Annotated in this window: 21 protein-coding genes; 18 read left to right on the forward strand and 3 right to left on the reverse strand. The window is 64.2% G+C overall.

What is annotated here, in order from left to right:
• The first annotated feature begins 209 nt into the window (after window positions 1-209).
• From ACPFL9_RS16895 to ACPFL9_RS16910, 4 genes are read left to right on the forward strand one after another with little or no spacing between them, the layout of a single operon-like run.
• Window positions 210-1,604 (forward strand): NAD-dependent malic enzyme, encoded by a 1,395-nt coding sequence (locus tag ACPFL9_RS16895; RefSeq protein ID WP_426004016.1) that lies wholly within the window; start codon window positions 210-212, stop codon window positions 1,602-1,604.
• A gap of 34 nt (window positions 1,605-1,638) precedes the next feature.
• Window positions 1,639-3,237, forward strand: coding sequence for a malate synthase A (gene aceB / locus ACPFL9_RS16900; RefSeq protein WP_426004017.1), 1,599 nt, complete (start codon window positions 1,639-1,641; stop codon window positions 3,235-3,237).
• A gap of 1 nt (window position 3,238) precedes the next feature.
• Window positions 3,239-4,501, forward strand: a complete 1,263-nt coding sequence (locus ACPFL9_RS16905; protein WP_426004018.1) for a DUF6986 family protein — start codon at window positions 3,239-3,241, stop codon at window positions 4,499-4,501.
• A 14-nt stretch (window positions 4,502-4,515) separates the two neighbouring features.
• Entirely contained in the window at window positions 4,516-5,328 is an 813-nt protein-coding gene (locus tag ACPFL9_RS16910) for a bifunctional allantoicase/(S)-ureidoglycine aminohydrolase (protein ID WP_426004019.1), read from the forward strand.
• 95 nt (window positions 5,329-5,423) lie between these two features.
• Here the strand turns inward: ACPFL9_RS16910 and ACPFL9_RS16915 are convergent, their stop codons facing one another.
• Window positions 5,424-5,720, reverse strand: a complete 297-nt coding sequence (locus ACPFL9_RS16915) for a hypothetical protein (protein ID WP_426004020.1) — start codon at window positions 5,718-5,720, stop codon at window positions 5,424-5,426.
• A gap of 109 nt (window positions 5,721-5,829) precedes the next feature.
• Window positions 5,830-6,135 carry an MmcQ/YjbR family DNA-binding protein gene (locus ACPFL9_RS16920; RefSeq protein ID WP_426004021.1) on the reverse strand — a complete coding sequence of 102 codons (306 nt, stop codon included), beginning with the start codon at window positions 6,133-6,135 and terminating at the stop codon, window positions 5,830-5,832.
• Window positions 6,136-6,187: 52 nt separating this feature from the next.
• Here ACPFL9_RS16920 and ACPFL9_RS16925 point away from each other — a divergent pair, with 52 nt between their 5' ends.
• The 12 genes from ACPFL9_RS16925 to ACPFL9_RS16980 all read left to right on the forward strand — a co-directional run bounded on the left by ACPFL9_RS16925 (window position 6,188) and on the right by ACPFL9_RS16980 (window position 18,826).
• Window positions 6,188-6,547, forward strand: a complete 360-nt coding sequence (locus tag ACPFL9_RS16925) for a VOC family protein (protein ID WP_426004023.1) — start codon at window positions 6,188-6,190, stop codon at window positions 6,545-6,547.
• Between the two features lie 105 nt (window positions 6,548-6,652).
• Window positions 6,653-7,240 carry a DinB family protein gene (locus ACPFL9_RS16930; protein ID WP_426004024.1) on the forward strand — a complete coding sequence of 196 codons (588 nt, stop codon included), beginning with the start codon at window positions 6,653-6,655 and terminating at the stop codon, window positions 7,238-7,240.
• A gap of 65 nt (window positions 7,241-7,305) precedes the next feature.
• Window positions 7,306-8,268 (forward strand): phosphodiester glycosidase family protein, encoded by a 963-nt coding sequence (locus ACPFL9_RS16935; protein WP_426004025.1) that lies wholly within the window; start codon window positions 7,306-7,308, stop codon window positions 8,266-8,268.
• 2 nt (window positions 8,269-8,270) lie between these two features.
• Complete coding sequence (locus ACPFL9_RS16940; RefSeq protein WP_426004026.1) at window positions 8,271-9,437, forward strand: GtrA family protein; 1,167 nt, start codon at window positions 8,271-8,273, stop codon at window positions 9,435-9,437.
• Window positions 9,434-10,096 (forward strand): DUF4956 domain-containing protein, encoded by a 663-nt coding sequence (locus ACPFL9_RS16945; RefSeq protein ID WP_426004027.1) that lies wholly within the window; start codon window positions 9,434-9,436, stop codon window positions 10,094-10,096. Before ACPFL9_RS16940 ends, ACPFL9_RS16945 begins: the two co-directional genes overlap by 4 nt.
• Entirely contained in the window at window positions 10,093-10,881 is a 789-nt protein-coding gene (locus ACPFL9_RS16950; RefSeq protein ID WP_426004028.1) for a polyphosphate polymerase domain-containing protein, read from the forward strand. Before ACPFL9_RS16945 ends, ACPFL9_RS16950 begins: the two co-directional genes overlap by 4 nt.
• Window positions 10,882-10,907: 26 nt before the next feature.
• Window positions 10,908-12,491 (forward strand): carbohydrate-binding domain-containing protein, encoded by a 1,584-nt coding sequence (locus ACPFL9_RS16955; RefSeq protein WP_426004029.1) that lies wholly within the window; start codon window positions 10,908-10,910, stop codon window positions 12,489-12,491.
• 198 nt (window positions 12,492-12,689) lie between these two features.
• Window positions 12,690-14,129, forward strand: coding sequence for an MFS transporter (locus ACPFL9_RS16960; protein WP_426004030.1), 1,440 nt, complete (start codon window positions 12,690-12,692; stop codon window positions 14,127-14,129).
• Window positions 14,119-14,817: an aspartate/glutamate racemase family protein gene (locus ACPFL9_RS16965; RefSeq protein ID WP_426004031.1), complete on the forward strand. Its 699-nt coding sequence runs from the start codon at window positions 14,119-14,121 to the stop codon at window positions 14,815-14,817. The genes ACPFL9_RS16960 and ACPFL9_RS16965 overlap by 11 nt, the downstream gene beginning before the upstream one ends.
• A gap of 200 nt (window positions 14,818-15,017) precedes the next feature.
• Window positions 15,018-15,491, forward strand: a complete 474-nt coding sequence (locus ACPFL9_RS16970; protein ID WP_426004032.1) for a sensor histidine kinase — start codon at window positions 15,018-15,020, stop codon at window positions 15,489-15,491.
• Window positions 15,492-15,599: 108 nt separating this feature from the next.
• The gene (locus ACPFL9_RS16975; protein WP_426004033.1) at window positions 15,600-17,795 is read left to right on the forward strand and encodes a transglycosylase domain-containing protein; all 2,196 of its coding nucleotides are present in this window, start codon (window positions 15,600-15,602) and stop codon (window positions 17,793-17,795) included.
• 146 nt (window positions 17,796-17,941) lie between these two features.
• Entirely contained in the window at window positions 17,942-18,826 is an 885-nt protein-coding gene (locus ACPFL9_RS16980) for a helix-turn-helix transcriptional regulator (RefSeq protein WP_426004034.1), read from the forward strand.
• 24 nt (window positions 18,827-18,850) lie between these two features.
• Here ACPFL9_RS16980 and ACPFL9_RS16985 read toward each other — a convergent pair whose 3' ends face one another.
• Window positions 18,851-19,585, reverse strand: a complete 735-nt coding sequence (locus ACPFL9_RS16985) for a glutamine amidotransferase (RefSeq protein ID WP_426004035.1) — start codon at window positions 19,583-19,585, stop codon at window positions 18,851-18,853.
• Window positions 19,586-19,739: 154 nt separating this feature from the next.
• Between ACPFL9_RS16985 and ACPFL9_RS16990 the strand changes: the two genes are divergently transcribed.
• Window positions 19,740-20,978: an MFS transporter gene (locus tag ACPFL9_RS16990; protein ID WP_426004036.1), complete on the forward strand. Its 1,239-nt coding sequence runs from the start codon at window positions 19,740-19,742 to the stop codon at window positions 20,976-20,978.
• A 171-nt stretch (window positions 20,979-21,149) separates the two neighbouring features.
• A complete protein-coding gene (locus ACPFL9_RS16995; protein ID WP_426004037.1) occupies window positions 21,150-22,430 on the forward strand; it encodes an ammonium transporter in 1,281 nt (426 codons plus the stop codon).
• The last annotated feature ends 48 nt before the right edge of the window (window positions 22,431-22,478 follow it).

Raw genomic sequence — 22,478 nt, forward strand, 5'->3', positions numbered from 1 at the left:
CAATGACTCAGATTCCGACAACTCTTATCCGCATCGTGAAAAGAATTGCTTAGAACACCCAAGATACAGCACGCGCGGCCTGCCCGCGACGACACCGAACATGACCGGTCGAGGGGTTGTGTTTCCACTTTGTAGATAATAATATCCATAATACGAAAACATTCGGTTGTAACGGCGGCCCGGGAACGGGCCTAACAGGAGGAATTTCAATGGCGAATCCGAGCCCCGGTAACTCGATCACCCTGCGCGTCTCCGCGCCGTCGAGCTTCACTGCCACCAGCGAACTGGCAGCTGCCGTTGGCGCGGCGGGTGCCGCAATCACCGCCCTGGACGTCACGGAATCCCACCACGAGACCATCGTCGTGGACGTCACCTGCAACACCACCGACGACGCCCATGCCGGCCGCGTCAAGGACGCCCTGAACGCCCTCGACGGCGTGACGGTCCAGCACGTCTCCGACCGCACCTTCCTGATGCACCTCGGTGGCAAGCTCGAGGTCGTCCCCAAAGTAGCCCTGCGTAACCGCGACGATCTTTCGCGCGCCTACACTCCCGGCGTCGCACGTGTTTGCCTGGCGATCGCTGAAGACCCGGCCGCTGCCCGCAACCTGACGGTCAAGCGCAACACGATCGCCGTCCTCACCGACGGTTCCGCCGTCCTGGGCCTGGGCAACATCGGCCCCGCCGCAGCGCTTCCGGTCATGGAGGGCAAGGCCGCGCTGTTCAAGCAGTTCGCCAACGTGGACGCCTGGCCGGTCTGCCTGGACACCCAGGACACCGAGGAGATCATCAAGATCGCCAAGGCCATGGCCCCCGTGTACGGCGGCATCAACCTCGAAGACATCGCCGCCCCGCGCTGCTTCGAGATCGAGAACCGCCTCCGCGAAGAACTCGATATTCCGGTCTTCCACGACGACCAGCACGGCACCGCGATCGTTACGCTCGCAGCCTTGGTCAACGCGCTGCGCGTGGTGGACAAGAAGCTGTCCGAGGTCAAGATCGTGGTCTCCGGCGTCGGCGCTGCCGGCTCCGCCATCATCCAGCTCCTGAAGGCCCAGGGCGCGCAGCACATCGTCGCCGCCGGCCGCTCGGGCGCCATCCACTCGGGCGAGAAGTACGACGACGAACACCGCATCTGGATTGCCGCGAACACCAACGAGCAAGGCTTCTCCGGCAGCCTCCACGACGCACTCAAGGGCGCGGACGTGTTCATCGGCGTCAGCGCGCCGCACGTGATCGGCGAAGAGCAGGTTGCCTCCATGGCCGAGAACGCCATTGTGTTCGCCATGGCCAACCCAACGCCGGAAATCGACCCGACCATCGCGTCCAAGCACGCAGCCGTGGTGGCAACGGGACGCAGCGACTTCCCGAACCAGATCAACAACGTGCTGGCCTTCCCGGGCTTCTTCCGGGGCCTGCTGGACGCCGGAGCATCGGACATTACTCCGAACATGCTGGTCGCAGCTGCCGAAGCAATCGCCAACCGCGTGGCTGACGATGAGCTCAACGCGAGCTACATTATCCCCAGCGTCTTCGATCCCCATGTTGCCGCCGAGGTAGCTGCCGCCGTCGCTGCAGCCGCCCACGCAAACGCAGCTCGCTAGCACCAGCGCACTATAGACAAAGGAATCCGCTCCCATGGCTATTACAGTCACAGATCCCCGGCCGATCGAACGCGCCGAGGAAATCCTCTCCCCCAAAGCCCTGGCCTTTATCGAGGAACTGCATAAGCGCTTCGCCGGCACCCGCAACGAATTGCTCCAAGCCCGCAAGGCCAAGCGCCAGAAGGTTGCCGAGACCAGCCGCCTGGACTTCCTCCCGGAAACCCAGGAGATCCGCGACGGCGACTGGAAGGTTGCCGAGGCACCGGCAGCTTTGCAGGACCGCCGCGTGGAAATGACCGGCCCGGCCACCCCTGCCAAGATGGCCATCAACGCCCTGAACTCCGGCGCCAAAGTCTGGCTCGCCGACCTTGAAGACGCCTCCACCCCCACATGGCCCAACGTCATCGACGCCATCCTCAACCTCCGCGACGCAGCCCAGGGAACCCTGAGCTACACCTCCCCCGAGGGCAAGGAATACCGCCTCCGCACGGATGCTCCCCTGGCCGTTGTTGTGGCCCGCCCGCGTGGCTGGCACATGGAGGAGAGCCACCTGCTGATCGACGGCGAACCCACCGTCGGCGGCCTGGTGGACTTCGGCCTGCACTTCTTCCACATCGCCAAGCAGCTCCTGCTCAACGGCCACGGTCCGTACTACTACTTGCCGAAGATGGAGAGCCACCTCGAGGCCCGGCTCTGGAACGACGTGTTCGTCTTCGCCCAGGACTACCTCGGTATCCCGCAAGGCAGCATCCGCGCCACAGTCCTGATCGAGACCATTCCAGCCGCCTTTGAGATGGACGAGATCCTCTACGAACTCCGCGACCACGCCTCAGGCCTCAACGCCGGCCGCTGGGACTACCTGTTCAGCATCATCAAGTACTTCCGTGATGCGGGCGAGGAGTTCGTCCTCCCGGACCGCGCCACCGTCGCCATGACAGCCCCGTTCATGCGCGCCTACACCGAGCTCCTGGTCAAGACCTGCCACAAGCGCGGCGCCTTCGCCATGGGTGGCATGGCCGCAGTGATCCCCAACCGCAAGCAGCCGGACGTCACCGCCGCAGCTTTCGACAAGGTCCGCGCCGACAAGACCCGCGAAGCAAACGACGGCTTCGACGGTTCCTGGGTTGCCCACCCGGACCTGGTTTCCACCTGTCGCGAAGTGTTCGACTCCGTGCTCGGCGACCGCCCGAACCAGATCGACAAGCAGCGTCCCGAGGTGAACGTCACCGCCGAGCAGTTGATCGACGTCGCCTCCGCCGGCGGTACCGTCACTGAGGCCGGGCTTCGCCTGAACCTCTACGTCGCCGTCGCCTACACCGGCGTCTGGATCTCAGGCAGCGGCGCCGTGGCCATCCACAACCTCATGGAGGACGCTGCGACGGCGGAAATCTCCCGCTCGCAGGTGTGGCAGCAGCTGCGCAACAAGTCCATCCTGGCGGACACGGGCAACACCGTGACCCGCGAACTCGTGACCCGGATCCTCGGCGAAGAGACCGAACGCCTGCGCATCGAGTTCGGCGACGAGAACTTCACCAAGTACTACGAGCCGGCTTCCAAGCTGATCGAGGAAATCTGCCTCTCCGACGAGTACACGGACTTCCTCACCACGCCCGCGTATGAGCTGGTGGGCTGAGATGAGTTCCTTCTCCCCTTCCGATCTGGCCCACATCGAGAAACAGCTCGCCGCCACGGACCAGCTGCTTGACCGCAACTACCCCGGCGACGACGGCTCACGCCAGCCAATCCACACCGTCTACGTGCCGGCCGACCGCTTTACGCCCACCTTTGTGGCTGATTGGGGCGCCCAGGCACTCGCGACGGCGGAGGCTCACGGTGGCCTGGAAAAGCTGGGACAGCTGCTGGGCCAGGAGCCCGACCTCGCAGCCGCTGTCGCGGCCCGGGTTGCTGCCAAGCTCGCTTCCGAGCCCATCGAGGACCTGCGTTTGGACTTCGAGGACGGTTACGGCGACCGGGGCGACGAGGCAGAAGATGCCGACGTCGTTGCTGCCGCCAAGGCCGTTGCCGCTGCAGTTGCGGCCGGAACGTCTCCGCCCTTCATCGGCATCCGATTCAAGTGCTTCGAAGCCCCCACCCGGGCCCGTGGCCTGAAGACCCTGGACCTGTTCGTGTCCACACTGGCTGAGGCCGGGGAGCTTCCCGCTGGATTGATCCTTACCCTGCCCAAGGTCACCACGGTGGCCCAGGTCCAGGCCATGGATTACGCAGTGTCCCGCCTCGAGGAAGTACTCGGACTCCCTGCCGGACGGCTCCGCTTCGAGGTGCAGGTGGAAACCCCGCAGCTCATCCTCGGTGCGGACGGAACCTCTCCCGTGGCACAGCTGCCGCACGTGGTGCCCGGCCGGATCAGCGCACTGCACTACGGCACCTACGACTACAGCGCCTCCCTCGGCATCTCCGCGGAATACCAGTCCATGGAACACCCCGTGGCCGACTTCGCCAAGGAAGTCATGCAGCTCGCCGTTGCCGGTACGGGCATCCGCCTCTCCGACGGTTCCACCAACATCATCCCCGTCGGTGACGCCGTGGAAGACGCCTGGAAGCTGCACGGCCGACTGGTCCGCCGCTCCCTGGAGAACGGCTACTACCAAGGCTGGGATCTCCACGCCGCCCAGCTCCCCAGCCGTTTCTCGGCGTCGTACGCTTTCTACCGCGAAGGCCTCCCGGCAGCGGCGCTGCGCCTGCGCAACTACGTCGAACGCACCGAAGGCGGCGTCATGGACGAACCCGCCACCGCACGCGCTTTGGCCGGATTCGTCCTGCGCGGCGTCCAGTGCGGCGCAGTGGGGACCGACGAGGTCAAGGCGCTTGCCGGCGTCGAACTTTCACAGCTGACCGCACTGGCGCACCCGCGGCTCGCACAACCAACTTCGCACTGATTAGGAGCACCTTGATGGGCAACTACTACTACCCGACCGGTGGCTTGCCGCCGCAGACCCACCTGACCACTGAGCGGGCCATCGTTACCGAGGCCTACACCGTGATCCCCAAGGGCGTCCTCACGGACATCGTGACCAGCAACCTCCCGGGCTTCACCAACACCCGTTCCTGGATCATCGCGCGGCCGATCTCCGGCTTCGCCACCACGTTCTCGCAGCTGATCGTGGAGATCGCTCCGGGCGGCGGTGCTCCAAAAGCGGAGTTCGAGCCGGGCGTCGAAGGCGTTGTCTTCGTGACCAAGGGCCAGCTCAACCTGACCCTCGACGGCGAACTGCACCACCTCGAAGAGGGCGGCTACGCGTACCTCGCCGCCGGTGCGGAGTGGGGCGTGGAGAACGTCTCCAACGACATCGTCTCCTACCACTGGATCCGCAAGGCCTACGAGCGGCTTGAGGGCTACGAGGCAAAGTCCTTCGTGACAAACGAAAAGGACATCGAGCCTACGTCCATGCCGGACACCAACGACGTCTGGAAGACCACGCGGTTCACGGACTCCAGCGACCTCGCCCACGACATGCAGGTCAACATCGTCACATTCCAGCCCGGTGGCGTGATCCCCTTCCCGGAAACCCACGTCATGGAGCACGGCCTGTACGTTCTGGAGGGCAAGGCCATGTACTTGCTCAACAACGACTGGGTTGAGGTGGAGGCCGGCGACTTCATGTGGTTGCGCGCGTTCTGCCCGCAGGCTTGCTACGCGGGTGGGCCGGGCGAGTTCCGGTACCTGCTGTACAAGGACATGAACCGCCAGGTGAAGCTCACCTGATTCTCGCGCGAAATCGCCGGAACGCTGCCCTTTCGCAGGGAACGTTCCGGCGATTTCGTCGTTTTCCGGCGAAGTCGGCGGTTTGGCGGAGGCGCTTACCGGCGACGGCCCACGGCGAGCCCGGCCCAAAACGCGAGGACGATCAGGCCAACTACTGATATGGCCACGCCCAGTTGTGTTTCCTTGCTCAGGAATGACCCGTTATTCCCCACGAACACCTCATTGCTGAGGGGCGCGTAGGCGAACCACCCCACCTCCGCGTTCAGGCTGGTCCACGCCACCACCACCCCCACCAGCACAGCGACCAGCCCCAATAAAGGCACGACGACGGCGGTCAGTTTCCGTGCAGGCTGCGGTGTGTTGTGTTCCCCAAGTGTGTCGTTGTCCCCCATGCGGCCGAGTCTAGCCCGAGCACCCAACTGGGTCGCATTTGTGCGCGTTTTGAGGGCTCAAAACGCGCTCTGCTGCTACTTAGTTGGGTGGGGTACGCGGGCCGTACGCCTACTTGAGAGCTCCGGCGATGCGGTACGACTCCTGGAGCAGCTCGTCGAGTTCTCCCACTTCGATCCTGTCCAGGCGGATGAGGACCAGGTTCGGGGAGCGATCGTGGTGCGGGGTCCAGAAGTACGTGTCCGGTTCAGTACCCGCGAGCGCCTCGCGTTCATCGGTCTTGACGGTGACAACCCCGTCCTCCCACATCCGGGCCATGAGGGTCTTGGCGAACCAGGCCGGTTGCTCCCAGCTCAGGCGTTCGGTCACGCCGGGCAGGCCCAGACAGATCCTTCTAACGTCCTCTTCGGTGGCCATGGTCCACTGTTGCACCCGGTCCGCTGCCGCAACAAGGGACTACGCTGGGCACATGTTGAGCATCGGCAGCATTGTCCTGGGCGTGAACGACCTCGCTCGCGCTACGGAATTCTGGCAGTCCGCCTTGGGCTATGTGCCCCGTGAACCCGGTGATGACACGTGGGTGATTCTTGTTCCGGCCTCCGGTCCGGGGGCCCAGCTCGCTTTGTCGTTCAGCGAAACCCCGGTCCAGGAACACCCCCGGATCCACCTGGACCTCTACGCGGACAACCAGGCTGCCGAGATCGAGCGGCTCATCGGCCTCGGCGCAGCGCATGTGGATTGGGACCTGTACCCGGAAAAACCGGACTTCGTGGTTCTGGAAGACCCGGACGGCAACCGCTTCTGCGTCATCGACAAAAGCCCGCGGTAGCACCGCCGTCGTGCCCCAACTACGTAGCATTTGTGCGCGTTTTGAGCGTTCATAACGCGCACAAATGCGACCCAGTTGGGAGGCGTGAATCGGTAGAGTGCACCCATGGATGACAAAGCGACGTTGCTCAACTATCTCCGGACCCGCCGGGCGGACCTGCTCGGGAAAGTAGAGGGCCTCAGCGAATACGATGCCCGCCGGCCCATGACGCCCACGGGAACCAACCTGCTGGGGTTGGTGAAACACGTTGCCAGTGTGGAGTTGGGCTATTTCGGGGAGACCTTCGGGCGGCCAAGCGATCGCGCTTTGCCCTGGTATGAACTTACAGCGGAGCCGGATGCGGACATGTGGGTTCCGGCCACCGAGAGCCGCGAGGAAATTATGGAACTGCACCACTTCTCCGCGAAGCACAGCGACGAAACCATCGAGGCACTCCCGCTGGACGCACCCGGTGTGGTGCCGTGGTGGTCCGAGGAAAAGAAGCACGTGACCCTGCACCAAATCCTGGTTCACATGTGCGTCGAAACAGCCCGGCACGCAGGCCACGCGGACATCATCCGGGAGCTCATCGACGGCCAAGCGGGGCAGCGGCCCAACGATCCCAACATCCCCGTACGGAACTCCGAGGAGTTGGCTGCCCACCGCTACCGCTTGGAGCAAGCGGCCCGGGAAGCCGAACGCCTGCGCCCATAAACCTTCACAGCCCACGCATAAGTCCAGCAAACCTCCGGCGTAGCCTGCCTCCGTACAAATGAGGCATGACTCCCCCAACAACAGACCACCGTAAGGGCAGCCGGACCCGGCGCGCCGTCGTTTCCGCCGTCCTGGCGGTCAGCCTCTCCGCGGGAGGTGCCGCAGCATGGGCTTTGGACCGCTTCGTCATCCCGCATGCCCAGATCACCAATGTCACTGAATATGAGGCAAACCAGGCCGGAACCACCACGACGGCGAACACTTCGGCGAGCGCCACCGTCACGGACACCAGCTACACCCAGGGCGACACCGGCGTCACCATTTCCACGGTGACCACCGGCAGCGGTGACAGCACCGTCACCTACTACGTCGCCGACGTCGTCCTCAATGACGCCACCACGCTGAAATCCGCCTTTGCCGAAGACACTTACGGCGAGAACATCACGGAAACAACCTCCGCGATTGCCGAAGACCACAACGCGATCTTCGCGATCAACGGCGACTACTACGGCTTCCGGGACACGGGCATCGTGATCCGCAATGGAGTGGTGTACCGCGATGAGGGCGCGCGCCAGGGTATCGCCTTCTACAAAGACGGCACGGTCAAGGTCTATGACGAGACCACCACGACGGCCGACCAACTCATCGCCGACGGAGTCTGGAACACGCTCTCCTTCGGACCATCCCTGCTGGAGAACGGTTGGATCGCCTCGGGCATCGAAGACGTGGAAGTGGACACGAACTTCGGCAACCACTCCATCCAGGGTGAGCAGCCGCGCACGGCAGTCGGGGTGATCGACCAAAACCACTTGGTGTTCGTGGTGGTGGATGGCCGGAGCCCCGGCTACTCCGCAGGCGTCACCATGACGGAGCTGGCGGAAATCATGCAAGGCCTCGGCGCTACCACCGCGTACAACATCGACGGCGGCGGCTCGTCCACCATGTACTTCAACGGATCACTGGTGAACAACCCGCTCGGCGGGAACAAAGAGCGCGGTACTTCGGACATCCTCTACATCGCCCAGTAGCCATGATCATCCTGATACCGGCATACGAGCCGGGCCAAGAGCTCATTTCCCTTGTCCGCAACCTCCGGGACGCCGATCCGTGGATCACCATCATTGTGGTCGACGACGGTTCCGGCCCCGCCTTCCAGGACGTGTTCGACGGCGTCACCCGGCTCGGGTGCCATGTGCTCAGTTACGCCGTGAACAGCGGGAAGGGCCACGCCCTCAAGAGCGGACTTTCCTTCATCCTTGAGCGGTTCCCCGGCCATGACGTGGTGTGCGCCGACAGCGACGGCCAGCACGCCGTTGCCGACATCCTTGCCGTTGGAAGCCGGCTCCGCGGAGTCACCGCGTCCATGGTCCTGGGTTGCCGGACGTTCACCGGTGATGTCCCCGCGAGGAGCAGGTTCGGCAACACTGTGACGCGTTGGCTGTTCAGGCTCGCAACGGGACAGGGACTCCCGGACACGCAGACCGGCCTTCGTGGCTACCGCGCGGACATGATTCCGTGGCTGCTGACCGTCCCCGGCCAACGCTACGAGTACGAGCTCAACCTGCTGCTCGAAGCCAAACATGCGGGTTACGGCATAGACACTGTAGAGATCGCAACCGTGTACCTGGACCACAACTCGGGATCACATTTCAGGCCCGTGGCGGACTCGATCAGGATCTACGCGCCCTTGCTGAAGTTCCTGGGATCATCGCTCTCAGCGTTCCTGGTGGACACCGTGGCGTTCCTGGTGCTGACGTCGCTCACGGATTCCCTGCTGCTGGCGGTGGTTGGTGCCAGAGCCATCAGCGCGGCCGTGAATTTCATGGTGAACCGGAACCTGGTGTTCGGGCATGGCAAGGAAAAGTCACTTCGCTCGGCTGCCAGCGGCTACGTGGCGCTGGTGCTGGTCCTTCTGACTGCCAATTACGCCAGCATGTGGTCCCTGACCTCCTTGGCCGTTCCGGACCTGCCGGCCAAGCTCGTCACCGAGTTGGCCCTCCTCGGCGTGAGCTACGCCGTCCAGCAGCGGTTCCTTTTTGCGGGCAGGTCCCGCACGGTGGAGGCCGCCGCAAAGGACGTTACTGAACCGGCCGCCGTCGAAAGTCATATCCCAGCCTTGGCCCCGGCACAGTTTCAGCACAGCCGGGCCGGGAATCGTGGAAACCAGCCGACCAACAGATTCCGGAGATTCCGATGAACACCATCATTCTTATTGCAGCCGACCTGGCCGCCATCACCGTCCTGACCCTCGCCCTTTACCTCCGCAGGCACCGCCGCCGCGACCTGGTGGTGTCCTACCTCGGCATGAACGCAGGAGTCCTCGCAGTTGCCACCGCACTGTCCGGATCCGCTGCCGGTCTGGGACTCGGCCTGGGGCTGTTCGGGGTCTTGTCGATCATTCGCCTCCGGTCCACGGAACTGGCCCAGCACGAGGTGGCGTACTACTTCTCCGCCCTGGCCCTGGGCCTGATCGCCGGCATCGGCGTGGAACCCCTGTGGCTGACGTTGTCGCTCATGGCCCTGGTGCTGCTGGTGATGTTCGTGGGAGACAACCCCAAGGTCCTTCCGGCCTACCGCCACCAGACCGTAGTCCTGGACCGGGCCATCAGCGACGAACAGGAACTCACCGCCCGCCTTGAAGAAGTCCTCAACGGAACCGTCCATGCAGCAACCGTTCAGGAACTGGACCTCGTCAACGACAAAACAATCGTGGATGTCCGGTACGCAGTGCGCAGGATTCCGGAGCTCCCCCGGACAGCCCTCGGTTTCGACCAACCGGCCGGCGCGCTCACCCCGGCACCTCAGGAACTGCTCGGTGCCCGGCACTCCTCCACCACCACAGCTGGTGCCGCATGAACCGCCCCGGGCAGGACCCGATCATTCCGAACCTTGACCAACTGCCCGCCGTCGGGCTTGACGAGCTCACCCAAGAAGCCGCGCTGCTGACACGCGTTGACCGCAAGTACCTGGTGCCCTCTGCCACGGCACGGCTGCTCCTGGGCACTTTCCACGCAGAAGCGCGGGTGCTGGATATGGACGGGACACGGATGTTCAACTACGACTCCGTCTACTTCGACACCCCCGCACTGGACAGCTACATGCTGGCAGCCCATGGCAGGCGCAGGCGGTTCAAAATCCGGACCCGCACCTACGTGGACAGCAATGTGAGCTTCCTTGAAGTCAAGACCGAGGGGGCACGGGAAGCCACCGTCAAGGAACGCATTCCCTACGAGCCGGGCGACCGCGACAGGCTGACCGACGAAGGACTCGCCTACGTCAACGAGACCCTCGCGGCAGCGATCGGCGACGCAGAATACGGTCCACTGGAACCCGTACTGTCCACCCGCTACAACCGCACCACGCTGTACCTTCCCCGGTCAGGCAGCCGGGCGACCATCGACACCGATGTCACCTGGCAACGTCCCGGCGGCCGGCCCTGGCTGCTGGATGAAGCGGTGGTGCTGGAAACCAAATCCGGATCCGCGCCCGGACCGCTGGACAGGCATCTCTGGGCCAACGGTGTCCGCCCCTGCCGTATCTCCAAGTTCGCCACGGGCATGGCCGCCCTCCACCCCGGACTTCCCGCCAACCGATGGAACCAGACCCTGCGGCACCGGATGCCCCTGCGCCCTGCCTGCTAACCCCCACACCGAAGGAACTAAACACCATGCCGTCTTACCGCACCTCCCTTTCACTGGCCGCTGCTGCCTTGGCCCTCTCCCTCGCAGGATGCTCGGCCTCGCCCACCGGGTCCGCATCCGTCACCTCCACCGGGTCCGCATCCGTCTCCTCCACGCAGCAGGTGGTCACCGCAGCGACCATCGAAGAAGACACCCACTACGACAGTGACGACCTCACATGGGACAGCGCGTCCGAAGTGGCAATCAGCCTGTTCGACGGCGGCAGCCAGGTCACGTCGTCGTCCTCTGCGGGTGTCACGCTGGACGGCAGCACGGTGACCATCACCGCCGCCGGAACGTACCGGTTGACGGGGTCGCTGGGTGACGGCCGGCTTGTTGTTGCCGCCGGAGAGTCGGACACAGTGCGGATCATTCTGGACGGCGTGGAGTTGGAGAACTTGACCGGTTCTCCTGTGGTGGTGCAAAGCGCCGACGAGGCCATCATCTACCTGGAAGAGGGCAGCACCAACAGCCTCACCGACGCAACCACCTACGCGGATCAAGGCGAGGACGCGCCCAACGCAGCCCTGTATTCGATGGCCGACCTGACGATTGCCGGACCCGGAAGCCTGGCGGTCAACGGCAGGTTCAACGATGGCATCGTTTCCAAGGACGGTCTGGTGTTGGCGTCCGGCAGCGTCACGGTGGAAGCCGAGGACGATGGAATCCGCGGCAAGGACTACACCGTGCTCCTGGACGGCGCCTACCAGGTGGCAGCAGGCGGGGACGGTGTGAAGGCGGACAACGACGCGGACGAAGGCCGCGGCTGGCTCCTGGTCAGCGGAGGCACCCTCACGGTCAACGCCGGCGACGACGGCGTGAAGGCTTACAACACGCTGTCCGTCTCGGGCGGAAACATCACAGTGGCACAGTCCGAGGAGGGGTTGGAGGCGCAGCACATCTCGGTTTCCGGCGGTGATGTCACCGTAACGTCCAACGACGACGGCGTGAACGCCTCGGGCGGGTCGTCCTCCACTTCCGGTGATACCGGCATGGGCGGTCCGGGTGGGGGCATGGGTGGCGGAATGGGTGGCGGTGAAATGGCGGCCGGTGACTACAGCGTGGATGTGTCCGGTGGAACCCTGACCATCAACGCCGGGGGTGATGGGCTGGACTCCAACGGAAGCGCCACCATCTCCGGCGGCACCGTGGTGGTGAACGGGCCTACCAGTAACGGGAACGGTGCCCTGGATGTGAACGGTGAACTGGCTGTCACGGGCGGAACCGTTGCAGCAGCCGGCAGCGCCGGAATGGTGGTCACGCCGGGCACCTCCTCGACGCAGTCAGGGGTCCAAGTGTCATTCAACTCGGCGGTTGCGGCAGGCACACCGATTCACATCGTTGACGCTTCCGGCGCCGTGGCGGCTACGTTCGTCACGACCAAGTCCAGCGCCTCGCTGGTCTTCTCATCCGCCGCAATCACCGAAGGCGGGACGTACACCGTCTATACGGGCGGCAGCGCCGATGCCGCGGCCGGGATCACCACGGGATCAATCGACGGCGCAGACCAGGTGGGAACCGTCACGGCCGGGGGGTACACCCAGGCGCAGGGCCCGGGCGGCCGACGGTAGCGGCCCGGGCCACCGCCCTTTCCGCGTTCTGGTATCCCAAAGTAGGGTCACAAACCGTCAGATGACCAATCAATGGCCATCTGGTATTCCAAAGTGTAATATTGATCACATTCCTTCCTGTGGAATCACCTTTCCACACAACGGAAAACCATTCAGGTGGCAATGAATGAACCTTCAGAGCTCGGATAGGAGCGCACTGTGGATAAAGATCTTGCCCGGGAGGCCGCAACGACGCGGACCGGATCCCTGGCCCAACAAATCGAAGGCGCATACCAACGGATCGGGGTGACCGGCGCACACCGCCAGATCGTCTTCATGATCCTGTTGGGTGTCTTCTTCGACGCCCTCGAACAAAACGCCGTCGGCATCACCGGCCCGGTCCTGCGTGAAGCCTGGGGGCTGGGCGGCACCGAAATCGGCCTGCTCAACACCATGACGTTCACGGCAACGGCGCTCGGCCGACTTGCTACAGGCCTGATCGTTGACAAATACGGCCGACGCCACATGCTGGTCATCAACCTCATCATCTTCGCCGGTGGTTCCCTGCTCTGTGCAGTGGCCCCGAACTACCCCATCCTGGCGGCCGGACGATTCACTGTGGGCTTCGGCCTGGGCGGCGAAATCGCCGTAGCCGTGATCATGATGGCCGAATTCTTCGCAGCCAAACACCGCGGCACGGCCGTCGGCCTCATCAACGTCACTGCGGCGGGACTCGGCAACATGCTGGCCCCCGCCTTCGGCATCCTGGTTTTCACACTCTTTGACGGCCCGGACAAATGGCGCTGGGTTTTTGGCCTGCTGTTCATCCCCGCCATCCTGGTGATGTTCTTCCGGCGGTTCGTGCCGGAAACTCCGCGCTTCCTGGCTTCGCAGGGCAAGATCGACCAGGCCAACCTGGTGATCACCCGCCTGGCGCGCAACAAGTTGTCAGGACCGGTCACCGATCCGGAAACCTACATCACGGCCGTTCCGGACCAGGGCCCGGCACAATCCACGGGCCACTGGAAGGATGCCCTTCGCGGCAAACTCCTCAAGCGGACGGTCCTGCTGTGCATTGCGGTCTGCATGTCCTACGCCGCCCAAATTTCCATGCTGACCCTGATGCCCACCATTCTGGTCTCGCGCGGCTACGCGGTGAATACCAGCCTGTGGTTCACCCTCATCATGCAATCGGGTTCCCTGCTGGGTGCAGCTACGGCGGCGTACCTCGCCAGCCGTTTGCCCCGCAAGAAGGTCCTGACCGCAGCAGCAGTCCTGGGCTGCCTGTCCGGACTGTCCATGGCCTTCCTCGCCAACGACATCGTCTTCATCGTGATCTTCGGCGTCCTGTTCAACTTCTCCGTCATCATCCTGAACACCACCATCTGGCTGTTCGCGCCGGAGCTCTACCCCACAAGGACACGTGGCTTTGGAACGTCCATCATCCTGGCTGCGGGTTCGCTCTCCGGCGGACTCTTCCCGTTGATCTCCGGCGCAGTGTTCGATGCCGCCGGGCTGCCGGGCATGTTCACCACCCTGGCCGTGCTGTTCTGCATTCTCGCCATCGCAGTCCAGTTCCCGCCGGAAACGTTCGGCAAGCCGCTGGAGGAAGACGGGGAGGCCGGAGACGACCAGGAGGCTGCGATCCATGGCCACTAACGCCCGCACGATCCTGCTGGTAAATCCCAACACCAACCACAACACCACCGCCATGATGGTGGAACTCGCCAAGGAAGCCCTGGATCCTGCCGGACTCCACGTCGTGGGGATTACGGCACCTGCCGGACCGCCGATGATCATCGATCCGGACGCCCTGGCAACGTCGGCGGTACACGTCAGGGAGGCGGTTCACCGCTTCCTTGCAGGTCCCGACGGCGGCACGGTTGCGGGCGTGATGGTGGCCGCGATTGGTGATCCCGGGCGCAGGCAGTTGGCCGACGAGCTGGACATTCCGGTGGTGGGCATCGGCCAGGGGTCCATCTACGCCGCGGCCTACGCTTCGGACGGCAGCCCCAGGAGGTTCGCCATGGCCACCAGCACCCCGCTCCTGGTGGACGCCCTCGCCGGACTGGTGGCCGCCCACGGGTTCTTGGACCAATTCACCGGAGTCCGGCTCACCCGGTCCGGGCCCCTGGACCTGGCAGCGGATCCTGAACGCCAATTCCTTGAGTTGGCCGACGCCGTCCAGGCAGCCACCGGAACGGACGGTGCCCAGGCTGTCATCATCGCCGGAGGGCCGCTCAGCGCCACCGCCCGACGACTGGCCGAGGCGACCGCCGTCGACATCATCCAGCCCATTCCCAGCGCCTGCCGCCTGCTGCTTGCACGGCTGCCGCAACCGGCTTGACCCTACGCTGACAGGGCCCGACGGCGGTCCCCACCTGCCGCCGTCGGGCCCTGTCTGCATGCCCCCAAACTTGAGCCGAAATTGATGCAAACGAACAGGATCCTTGATTTTGCGGGGCCACGCTGGAACCAGGCGAAGCACCAATACACAGGGGTTGCGGCGTCGAATATCCAGCAAGCACAACGATGTGGGGATCAGAAATGGATCAGGCACCAGCAGCAACCGAGGTGATCGCCGTCAAGGGCATCATCCAGGACCAACTCCCTGTGGATTTTTATGCTTTGGGGGTGGCCGGATGCATCGACAGGCTTTCGGCGCCGCTTCGCCGGTCCGGCGTGACCGTCCAATGGCACACGCCGCATCACGGCATCGAGATACCCTCCAAGTCTGCGGGCCTGCTGTACCACGTGGCGCAGGAGACGTTCAGCAACACCCTGAACTATGCCGAAGCCAGTCAGCTCACGGTCCGGTTGAACGCCGTCTACCACGGCATCCAATTGACCATCAGCGATGACGGCAACGGATTCGAGATCCACGCCGCTCCCAGTGGCCGCCGGCACGGCTTCGGGCTGCTGCTGATGTCCATCGCAGTACACGACGCCGGCGGGACAGTTGAGATTGAATCGGAGCCCGGACAGGGGACGACCGTGAGGGTCACGCTGCCGCTGGATTGAGTCCGATTTGGAACCTTTTTCGGCCACCCAACCCATGGATCAAGGGTCACCGCAGACGTATTCTGTAGCTACTTTTCAGCCGGCATCCCCGAATGAATGGCACGAAAAATGGCGCGGAGCAGTGGTCCACGGTTGGGTTTGGGCAAGGTCCTGCTGAGGATCTTCGGGTTCTTCCTGGTGAGCACACTGTGCGGTGTGTTGATCTGCGGGTTCCTGGCACCTGTGATCGCCTTCACCAACACCACAGTGAAGGGCTCGGTCGGTTTTTACCAGAGCCTGCCCAGCCAGCTGAATGTGGACTCCCCTTCCCTCAGCAGCACGGTGGTCAGCGCCGACGGAGCGCACATTGCCACGTTCTATGCCGAAAACCGGGTGAAGGTTCCGTTGGACCAGATGTCGCCCTTTATCCGGCAGGCCATTGTGGCCATCGAAGACAGCCGTTTCCGTGATCACCCAGGCGTGGATGCCCAAGGCATCATGCGCGCCCTGACGTCCAACCTGACCAAGGGAACCCGTCAAGGCGCGTCGACGCTGACGCAGCAATACGTCACCAACGTCCTCAATGAGTCCCGGCTGTCCGAGGGCAAGCCCGAGGAGGTGGTCCTCAGCGGCCAGAAGACCATGGGCGACAAACTCCGCGAAATCAAACTGGCCCTGGAGCTGGAGAAGCGCTTTACCAAGGACCAGATCCTTGAGGGCTACCTGAACATTGTGTTCTTCAACCGCAATGCCTACGGCATTGAAGCGGCCTCCCGCTACTTCTTCAGCACCACGGCCAGGGACCTGTCCCTGCCGCAGGCGGCGTTGCTGGCGGGCCTGGTGAACGGTCCCAGCATCTACGACCCCACCGCCGACCCCAACGCTGCGTTCAACCGCCGCAACCTGGTGCTGGACAGGATGCTGGGGCAGGGCTACATCACGCAGGTGGACCACGACGCGGCCGTGGCCTCACCCGTTGAGCTGAAGATCACTCCCTCCATGCAGGGCTGTGCCGGGGCCGCGATCGCCACGTACTTCTGCGATTACGTTTCCCACCTGATCCTTAACAATGAGGCCTACGGAGCCACCCTCAACGACCGCGAGCGCCTCCTGTACCGGGGTGGCCTCACCATCACCACCACCCTGGACAGCCGTCTTCAGGCCGTCGCGCAGGCGCAGGTGGACGCATCGGCGGGTGAGAATCCGGACAAATGGGGTGCCGCCCTGACCACGGTCCAGCCCGGCACCGGCAAGATCCTGGCCATGGCCCAGAACACTGTGTTCGTCCCGACCCCTGGAAAATTCGATACGCAGCTGAATTTCAACGTGGACGCGAAGGATGAGAACGGCTACGACCTGAATGGGGCCGGTGGCTTCCAACCCGGGTCCACCATGAAACCGTTCATCTTTGCCGAGTGGCTCAACCAGGGCAAATCCCCCACGGCTGTGGTTGACGCCTCACGGAGGGTCTATCCGGTGGGCTTCGCGTGGCGTTCAAGCTGCGGGAAGGTCCTTGGCGGATACAGCTCCGCCCAAAAAGCCCAGAACCTGGGCGCGGACGATGACCTCCAGAACAACGACGAGGGTTACTACCGGCCGATGCCCATCAACTATGGGCTCTATAACTCGATCAACACCGCCACGTTCGCCACGGCGGCCCAATTGGATTTCTGCGGCATCCAGAAAATGGTGGATGCCGTGGGCCTGCACAGCGGACTGGATAACGCGCCCGTGAACATGCACCAGATCGGCAACCTCCTGGGTTCCATCGGCGTTGCCCCCGTTGTGCTGGCGAGCGCTTACGCCACGTTCGCCAATGACGGCACCTACTGCAAACCGATCGCGATCACGGACATCAGCGATTCCCAGGGCCGGAAGTACGATGCCCAGACTCCCGAGTGCCGGGCCGCGGTCAAGCCCGAGGTAGCCCGTGGAGTCAACGCTGTCCTGCAGGACGTCCTCAAGGTGGGTTCCGGCGTGTACATCGAGCCCAAAGTGCAGAGCCGGGTGCCGGTGGCGGCCAAGACAGGCACGTCCAACAACAACGGTGCCACCTGGATTGCGGGGTACACCACCACATTGGCTACGGCGTCGTTCTTCGGGGACACTACCGCGGGCCAGCAGCGGGCCGGGCAGAACGTGAACATCAACGGCAAGTTCTATAAGTCGTTGGATGGCTACATGATCGCCGGCCCCCAGTGGGCCAACTTCATGATGGAGGCCACGGCCCTCTACCCCAGCGGCGCCTTCACTCCCCCGCCGGCCCCGCCCGCCCCGGCTCCGGCACCGTCCCCGTCCGGGTCGCAGCGGCTCACTTTCCGGTAGCCCCGCCTTAGGTGACATGACGTACGACGGCGACTGCCGCCGTCGTACGTCAACGTAGCGGATCGCTTCTGCCCCCATCGTGACGATGCAACGGTGGCCCTGACAGACCCTCTCACCGTGGCCCTGTTCCCACGTACGGTACTGGTATGGATAACAGAACCGAGGTACGGGAGTTCCTCTCATCACGCCGGGGACGCATCACCCCCGAACAGGCGGGCCTTGACACCTATGGGGGCCGCCGCCGCGTCACCGGGCTGCGCCGCGAGGAAGTGGCACGCCTGGCCGGGGTGAGCGTGGACTACTACACCCGGTTGGAACGCGGGAACCTGAACGGCGTCTCGGACTCTGTCCTGGACGCGATTGCCGGTGCCCTTAACCTTGACCGGGCCGAGCACGACCACCTGTACGACCTCGCCCGGGCGGCAAACAAGTCCGGACGCAAGCGGGCCACCGGATCGGCTGCGACCGCCCGTCCCGTACTGCAGCACCTGCTCGACGCCATCACGGGGGCACCGGCATTCATCGGCAACAACCGGATGGACATCGTGGCGGCAAACACGCTGGGATATGCCCTGTACTCCGACATGTACCGGGGCACCACGGCGCGGCCGGCCAACCATTCCCGGTTCATCTTCCTGGATCCGCGGTCACACGACTTCTATACGGATTGGGAACGGGCGGCCAGCAGCAACGTCGCCATTCTTCGGCGGGACGCCGGCCGTGCCCCACACGACAAGGGGATTGCCGGGCTGGTGGGTGAACTGTCCATGCGCAGTGAGGAGTTCCGCATCCGCTGGGCTGCCCACAATGTCCGGCGGCACTACACGGGGGCCAAGACTTTCAGGCACCCGGTGGTGGGGCTGCTGGAGCTCAACTACCAGGTGCTGGACCTGGAAGAAGATCCCGGCTACACCCTGACCGTCTACCCCGCAGTTCCCGGCAGCCCCACCGAGGACGCCTTGAAACTCCTGGCCTCCTGGGCCGCGACGGAGAACATCGTGGAGAGCGCACAGACCGGGAGCGCCCAGTGACTACGGCTTGCGGTGGGCGGTCCGCTACCGGCGCGCGTACCTTTGCGCGAAGTTCCTGAGCACCCGCATGGGCTCCGTCACCGAAGACCGGCGGGCCGTCCCGATCAGTTCGTCTGCCGCGTGCGGCGGGAAGTAGCCGGCATCCTTATAGATGCCGATCCGGGTGACCAGGCCGTCCACGTCCAGCTCCGGATGGAACTGTGTGGCGTAGAGGTTGTTCTTGATCCTGAACATGTGCACCGGGCAGGCTGCCGAGCTGGCCAGCAGTACGGCGTGGCCGGGCAGCTTGCTGCATGCTTCCTTGTGACCCACGAAAGCCTCGAACGTGGAGGGCACCCCTTTCAGCAGGGGGTCCTGTTCGCCGTCGGGTGTCAGCCTGATTTCCGTAGGGCCCACGGGTTCGCCGAACCTGCGGTCGATCACGGCGCCCTGGTGCACACCCAGTGTTCCCACGCCGTAACAGGCGCCAAGGAACGGGAAGTCCTCTTCGACAATCCTGTCCAGGAGCACTGACAGCTCAGCCTCCACGCGGCGCTGCGCCTGGCTCTTCTCTTCCATGGGATCGCTTGAGGTGAAGGGACTTCCACCCACGATCACCCCTGAGTAGTCGTCCAAGGTGATTGCCGGCATGGGGCCTGCTTCCAGCCTGACCCGCACCAGTTCCTCCGGTCGCAGCCCGCAGTAGCGCAAGTAGGCCTGGTATTCGTCATCGGCTGCGGCGTCCTCGGCGCGGGTGGCCAGCAACAGGAAGGGTTTCACAGGCCCAGTGTGCGTGAGGAAGCGCAACGTGTCCACGTTTGTTGCCTGGGGTGGGGGTGTCTGACAGACACTCCCACCACAGGGCACTTATTGCGTAGCGTAGGAATTGTTCACGCTAACGTCCCAGTGTGGCAAAACCCCCAAAGGAGCTCTTTTGAAGCAGGACCCTGCCGTGGTCGAAACTTCCGTGACCCAGCACTCCGGCGCAACCCGCCACCCCGCCAAGATCCCGTGGCCGGGCCTCCTGGTCCTGGCTGCCGCCGGTTTCACCGCTGTGACCACGGAGCTCCTGCCCTCAGGCCTGCTCCCCCAGATCAGCCGCGACCTTGGTGTGCAGGAGTCGGCGGTGGGTTCGCTGACCGCAGCCTACGCAGCCGTCATCGTCTTCACGGCCTTGCCGCTCTCGCGCTTCCTGGCGGGCCGGTTCCCACGCAAGACCCTGCTCGTGGCCACCGTGCTCAGCTTCGCCCTCAGCAACGTGCTGCTGGCACTGAGCCCCACCCTTGAAATTGCCGTGGCAGCCCGGCTCCTGGGCGGCATTGCCCACGGCATGCTGTGGTCCAGCATGCCACCCTATGTAGCGCGCATCGTTCCAGCCCATTCGGTGGGCAAGTCCATGGCCGTGGTTTTCAGCGGCAACAGCATTGCCTTGGCAGTCGGGGCGCCGATCGGCACGCTCATGGGCACCTTCATGACCTGGCGGGCTTCCTTTGTGATCCTTGCCGGCGTCAGCGCACTCCTTGCCCTGCTGGCTTTCTGGCTGCTGCCTCCGGCCACCGATGGCACCAGCAGCAAAGCATCATCACTGCGGGCGGCACTCAAGCTACCGGGCGTCATCGCCGTGGCCACTGCCTGGCCGCTGCTGTTGCTGGCTCACTTCACACTGTTTACCTACATTGCGCCGTTCCTCCTGGCGTCCGGGCTGCCCGAAGCGGCAACAGGTTTGTCCCTCTCGGTGGTTGGTGTGTCCAGCCTCGTGGGCATCTGGATCGCGGGTCTGACGGCAGACTCCCGGCCGAGGCTTTCGGTGATTGCCGCCGTCGGGCTCCTCCTGCTCGCTTTCGCCCTCCTGCCGCTGCTGGGCGGCACCTGGGTGGGCGCGTTCGCGCTGATGACAGTGTGGGGCATCGCCTTCGGGGCGATCGGTATCTACAACCAGGCCGCGATCCTCCAGGCAGGGGGCGAGCACAAGGACGCCGCCAACGGACTCACCGTGGTGACCATCCAGCTGGGCATCGCGGTGGGCGCTGGATATGGCGCCCTGGCCCTCACCACGGCCGGTGCCCAACTGGTGCCGCTGGCGGCAGCCTTGCCCACCGCGGTAGCCCTGGCGATCATCGTTGCTGCCCGGCGCGGAGGCTATCCCGCAGGACCGCGGGAGAAGCGCCGGTAACATCCCCGAAACATCACAGTCACGTGATCTTCACGTCAGCGCGTTTTCTGTAACTTCTCCGCAACTTGGCTCTTCTGAGTCTGAAACATAGCTCACCGACTATTGATCGGGGGTTAGTGAGGGCCGGACTACCACGGCCCGTTTCGGACAGGTTTTCAGAAGGGAACGCAGATGGAGATCTCTGCGCAACACGTCTGGCTGATGTTGTCATCGGCGATGGTGCTATTCATGACTCCGGGCCTCGGCCTGTTCTATGGCGGCATGACCCGCGCCAAGGCAGCCCTGAACATGATCATGATGAGCTTCATCTCCGCGGGGATCGTCGGCGTCGTGTGGGTCCTGTGGGGCTACTCCATGACCACCGGTGACGGCTTCCTGGGCCTGTTCGGCAACCCTTTCGCCCACTTCGGCCTGCAGGACCTCATGGGATCGGCCGACCTGATCAAGGTGGGCTTCGCCGCGACCTTCGCGATCATCACGGTTGCACTCATCAGCGGCGCCATCGCCGACCGCGCCAAGTTCGGAGCCTGGGCGGTCTTCGTGCCCATCTGGGTGACCGTGGTGTACTGCCCCCTTGCCTACATGATCTGGGGCGGCGGCCTCATGAGCGCGGGCGGCGCCCTGACCAACATCTTCGGGCAGGTGATCGACTTCGCCGGGGGTGCCGTGGTGGAGGTCAGCTCGGGAACCGCAGCTTTCGTCCTCGCACTGATCGTGGGAAAGCGTCACGGCTTCGCCAAGGATCCCAACCACCGCCCGCACAACGTTCCGTTCATCATGATCGGTGCCGCCATCCTGTGGTTCGGCTGGTTCGGGTTCAACGGCGGCGCGGCAACCACTGCCGAGCAGGCCGGCCTCATCTGGATCAACACCTTGGTGACTCCCGCTGCTGCCATGCTCAGCTGGCTGGTCACAGAGAAGATCCGCCACGGCCACCCCACCTCGCTGGGTGCGGCATCCGGTGTCGTCGCCGGCCTGGTGGCCATCACGCCGTCGTGCGCCAACATCAGCCCGCTCGCCGCCGTCGGCCTGGGCCTGGTCGCTGGTGCCGCGTGTGCGGTCTTCGTTGACCTCAAGTACAAGTTCGGCTTCGACGACTCCCTGGACGTAGTGGGCGTGCACTTCGGTGCCGGCGTGATCGGCACCATGTCCCTGGGCTTCATCGCCTTGCCCGTGGACGGCGTCGGCGGTGGCCTCCTTTACGGCGGCGGCCCGCAGCAGCTCATTGCCCAAACCGTCGCAGTCCTGGTCACGATCCTGGTCTCCGGCCTGGGCACCCTGGTGATTGGCCGGGCCATCCACAAGACCATCGGCTTCCGCGTGGCCCACGAGCACGAGGTAACGGGTGTGGACCTGACCCAGCACGCCGAGTCCGCCTACCAGTTCGGCCTGGTGTCCAACGGCCACGTCCGCCAGCAGCAGGAACACCTCGCCTCGCTCATCAAGCAATAGCCCGGCTCAAACCCAACTGGGTCGCAGCAGATGCCGTTTTGGACGCTC

The sequence above is a fragment of the Paenarthrobacter sp. NyZ202 genome, assembly GCF_049860755.1.
In the GTDB taxonomy this organism is placed as follows: domain Bacteria; phylum Actinomycetota; class Actinomycetes; order Actinomycetales; family Micrococcaceae; genus Arthrobacter.

Bases quoted from the DNA above. Each gene is read 5' to 3' on its own strand.
- ACPFL9_RS16980 (WP_426004034.1), top strand. From the start codon at position 17,942: ATGGATAACAGAACCGAGGTACGGGAGTTCCTCTCATCACGCCGGGGA.
- ACPFL9_RS16975 (WP_426004033.1), top strand. From the start codon at position 15,600: ATGGCGCGGAGCAGTGGTCCACGGTTGGGTTTGGGCAAGGTCCTGCTG.
- ACPFL9_RS16915 (WP_426004020.1), bottom strand. From the start codon at position 5,720: ATGGGGGACAACGACACACTTGGGGAACACAACACACCGCAGCCTGCA.
- ACPFL9_RS16910 (WP_426004019.1), top strand. From the start codon at position 4,516: ATGGGCAACTACTACTACCCGACCGGTGGCTTGCCGCCGCAGACCCAC.
- ACPFL9_RS16965 (WP_426004031.1), top strand. From the start codon at position 14,119: ATGGCCACTAACGCCCGCACGATCCTGCTGGTAAATCCCAACACCAAC.
- aceB (WP_426004017.1), top strand. From the start codon at position 1,639: ATGGCTATTACAGTCACAGATCCCCGGCCGATCGAACGCGCCGAGGAA.
- ACPFL9_RS16930 (WP_426004024.1), top strand. From the start codon at position 6,653: ATGGATGACAAAGCGACGTTGCTCAACTATCTCCGGACCCGCCGGGCG.
- ACPFL9_RS16940 (WP_426004026.1), top strand. From the start codon at position 8,271: ATGATCATCCTGATACCGGCATACGAGCCGGGCCAAGAGCTCATTTCC.
- ACPFL9_RS16995 (WP_426004037.1), top strand. From the start codon at position 21,150: ATGGAGATCTCTGCGCAACACGTCTGGCTGATGTTGTCATCGGCGATG.
- ACPFL9_RS16895 (WP_426004016.1), top strand. From the start codon at position 210: ATGGCGAATCCGAGCCCCGGTAACTCGATCACCCTGCGCGTCTCCGCG.
- ACPFL9_RS16920 (WP_426004021.1), bottom strand. From the start codon at position 6,135: ATGGCCACCGAAGAGGACGTTAGAAGGATCTGTCTGGGCCTGCCCGGC.
- ACPFL9_RS16950 (WP_426004028.1), top strand. From the start codon at position 10,093: ATGAACCGCCCCGGGCAGGACCCGATCATTCCGAACCTTGACCAACTG.
- ACPFL9_RS16970 (WP_426004032.1), top strand. From the start codon at position 15,018: ATGGATCAGGCACCAGCAGCAACCGAGGTGATCGCCGTCAAGGGCATC.
- ACPFL9_RS16925 (WP_426004023.1), top strand. From the start codon at position 6,188: ATGTTGAGCATCGGCAGCATTGTCCTGGGCGTGAACGACCTCGCTCGC.
- ACPFL9_RS16935 (WP_426004025.1), top strand. From the start codon at position 7,306: ATGACTCCCCCAACAACAGACCACCGTAAGGGCAGCCGGACCCGGCGC.
- ACPFL9_RS16945 (WP_426004027.1), top strand. From the start codon at position 9,434: ATGAACACCATCATTCTTATTGCAGCCGACCTGGCCGCCATCACCGTC.
- ACPFL9_RS16955 (WP_426004029.1), top strand. From the start codon at position 10,908: ATGCCGTCTTACCGCACCTCCCTTTCACTGGCCGCTGCTGCCTTGGCC.
- ACPFL9_RS16905 (WP_426004018.1), top strand. From the start codon at position 3,239: ATGAGTTCCTTCTCCCCTTCCGATCTGGCCCACATCGAGAAACAGCTC.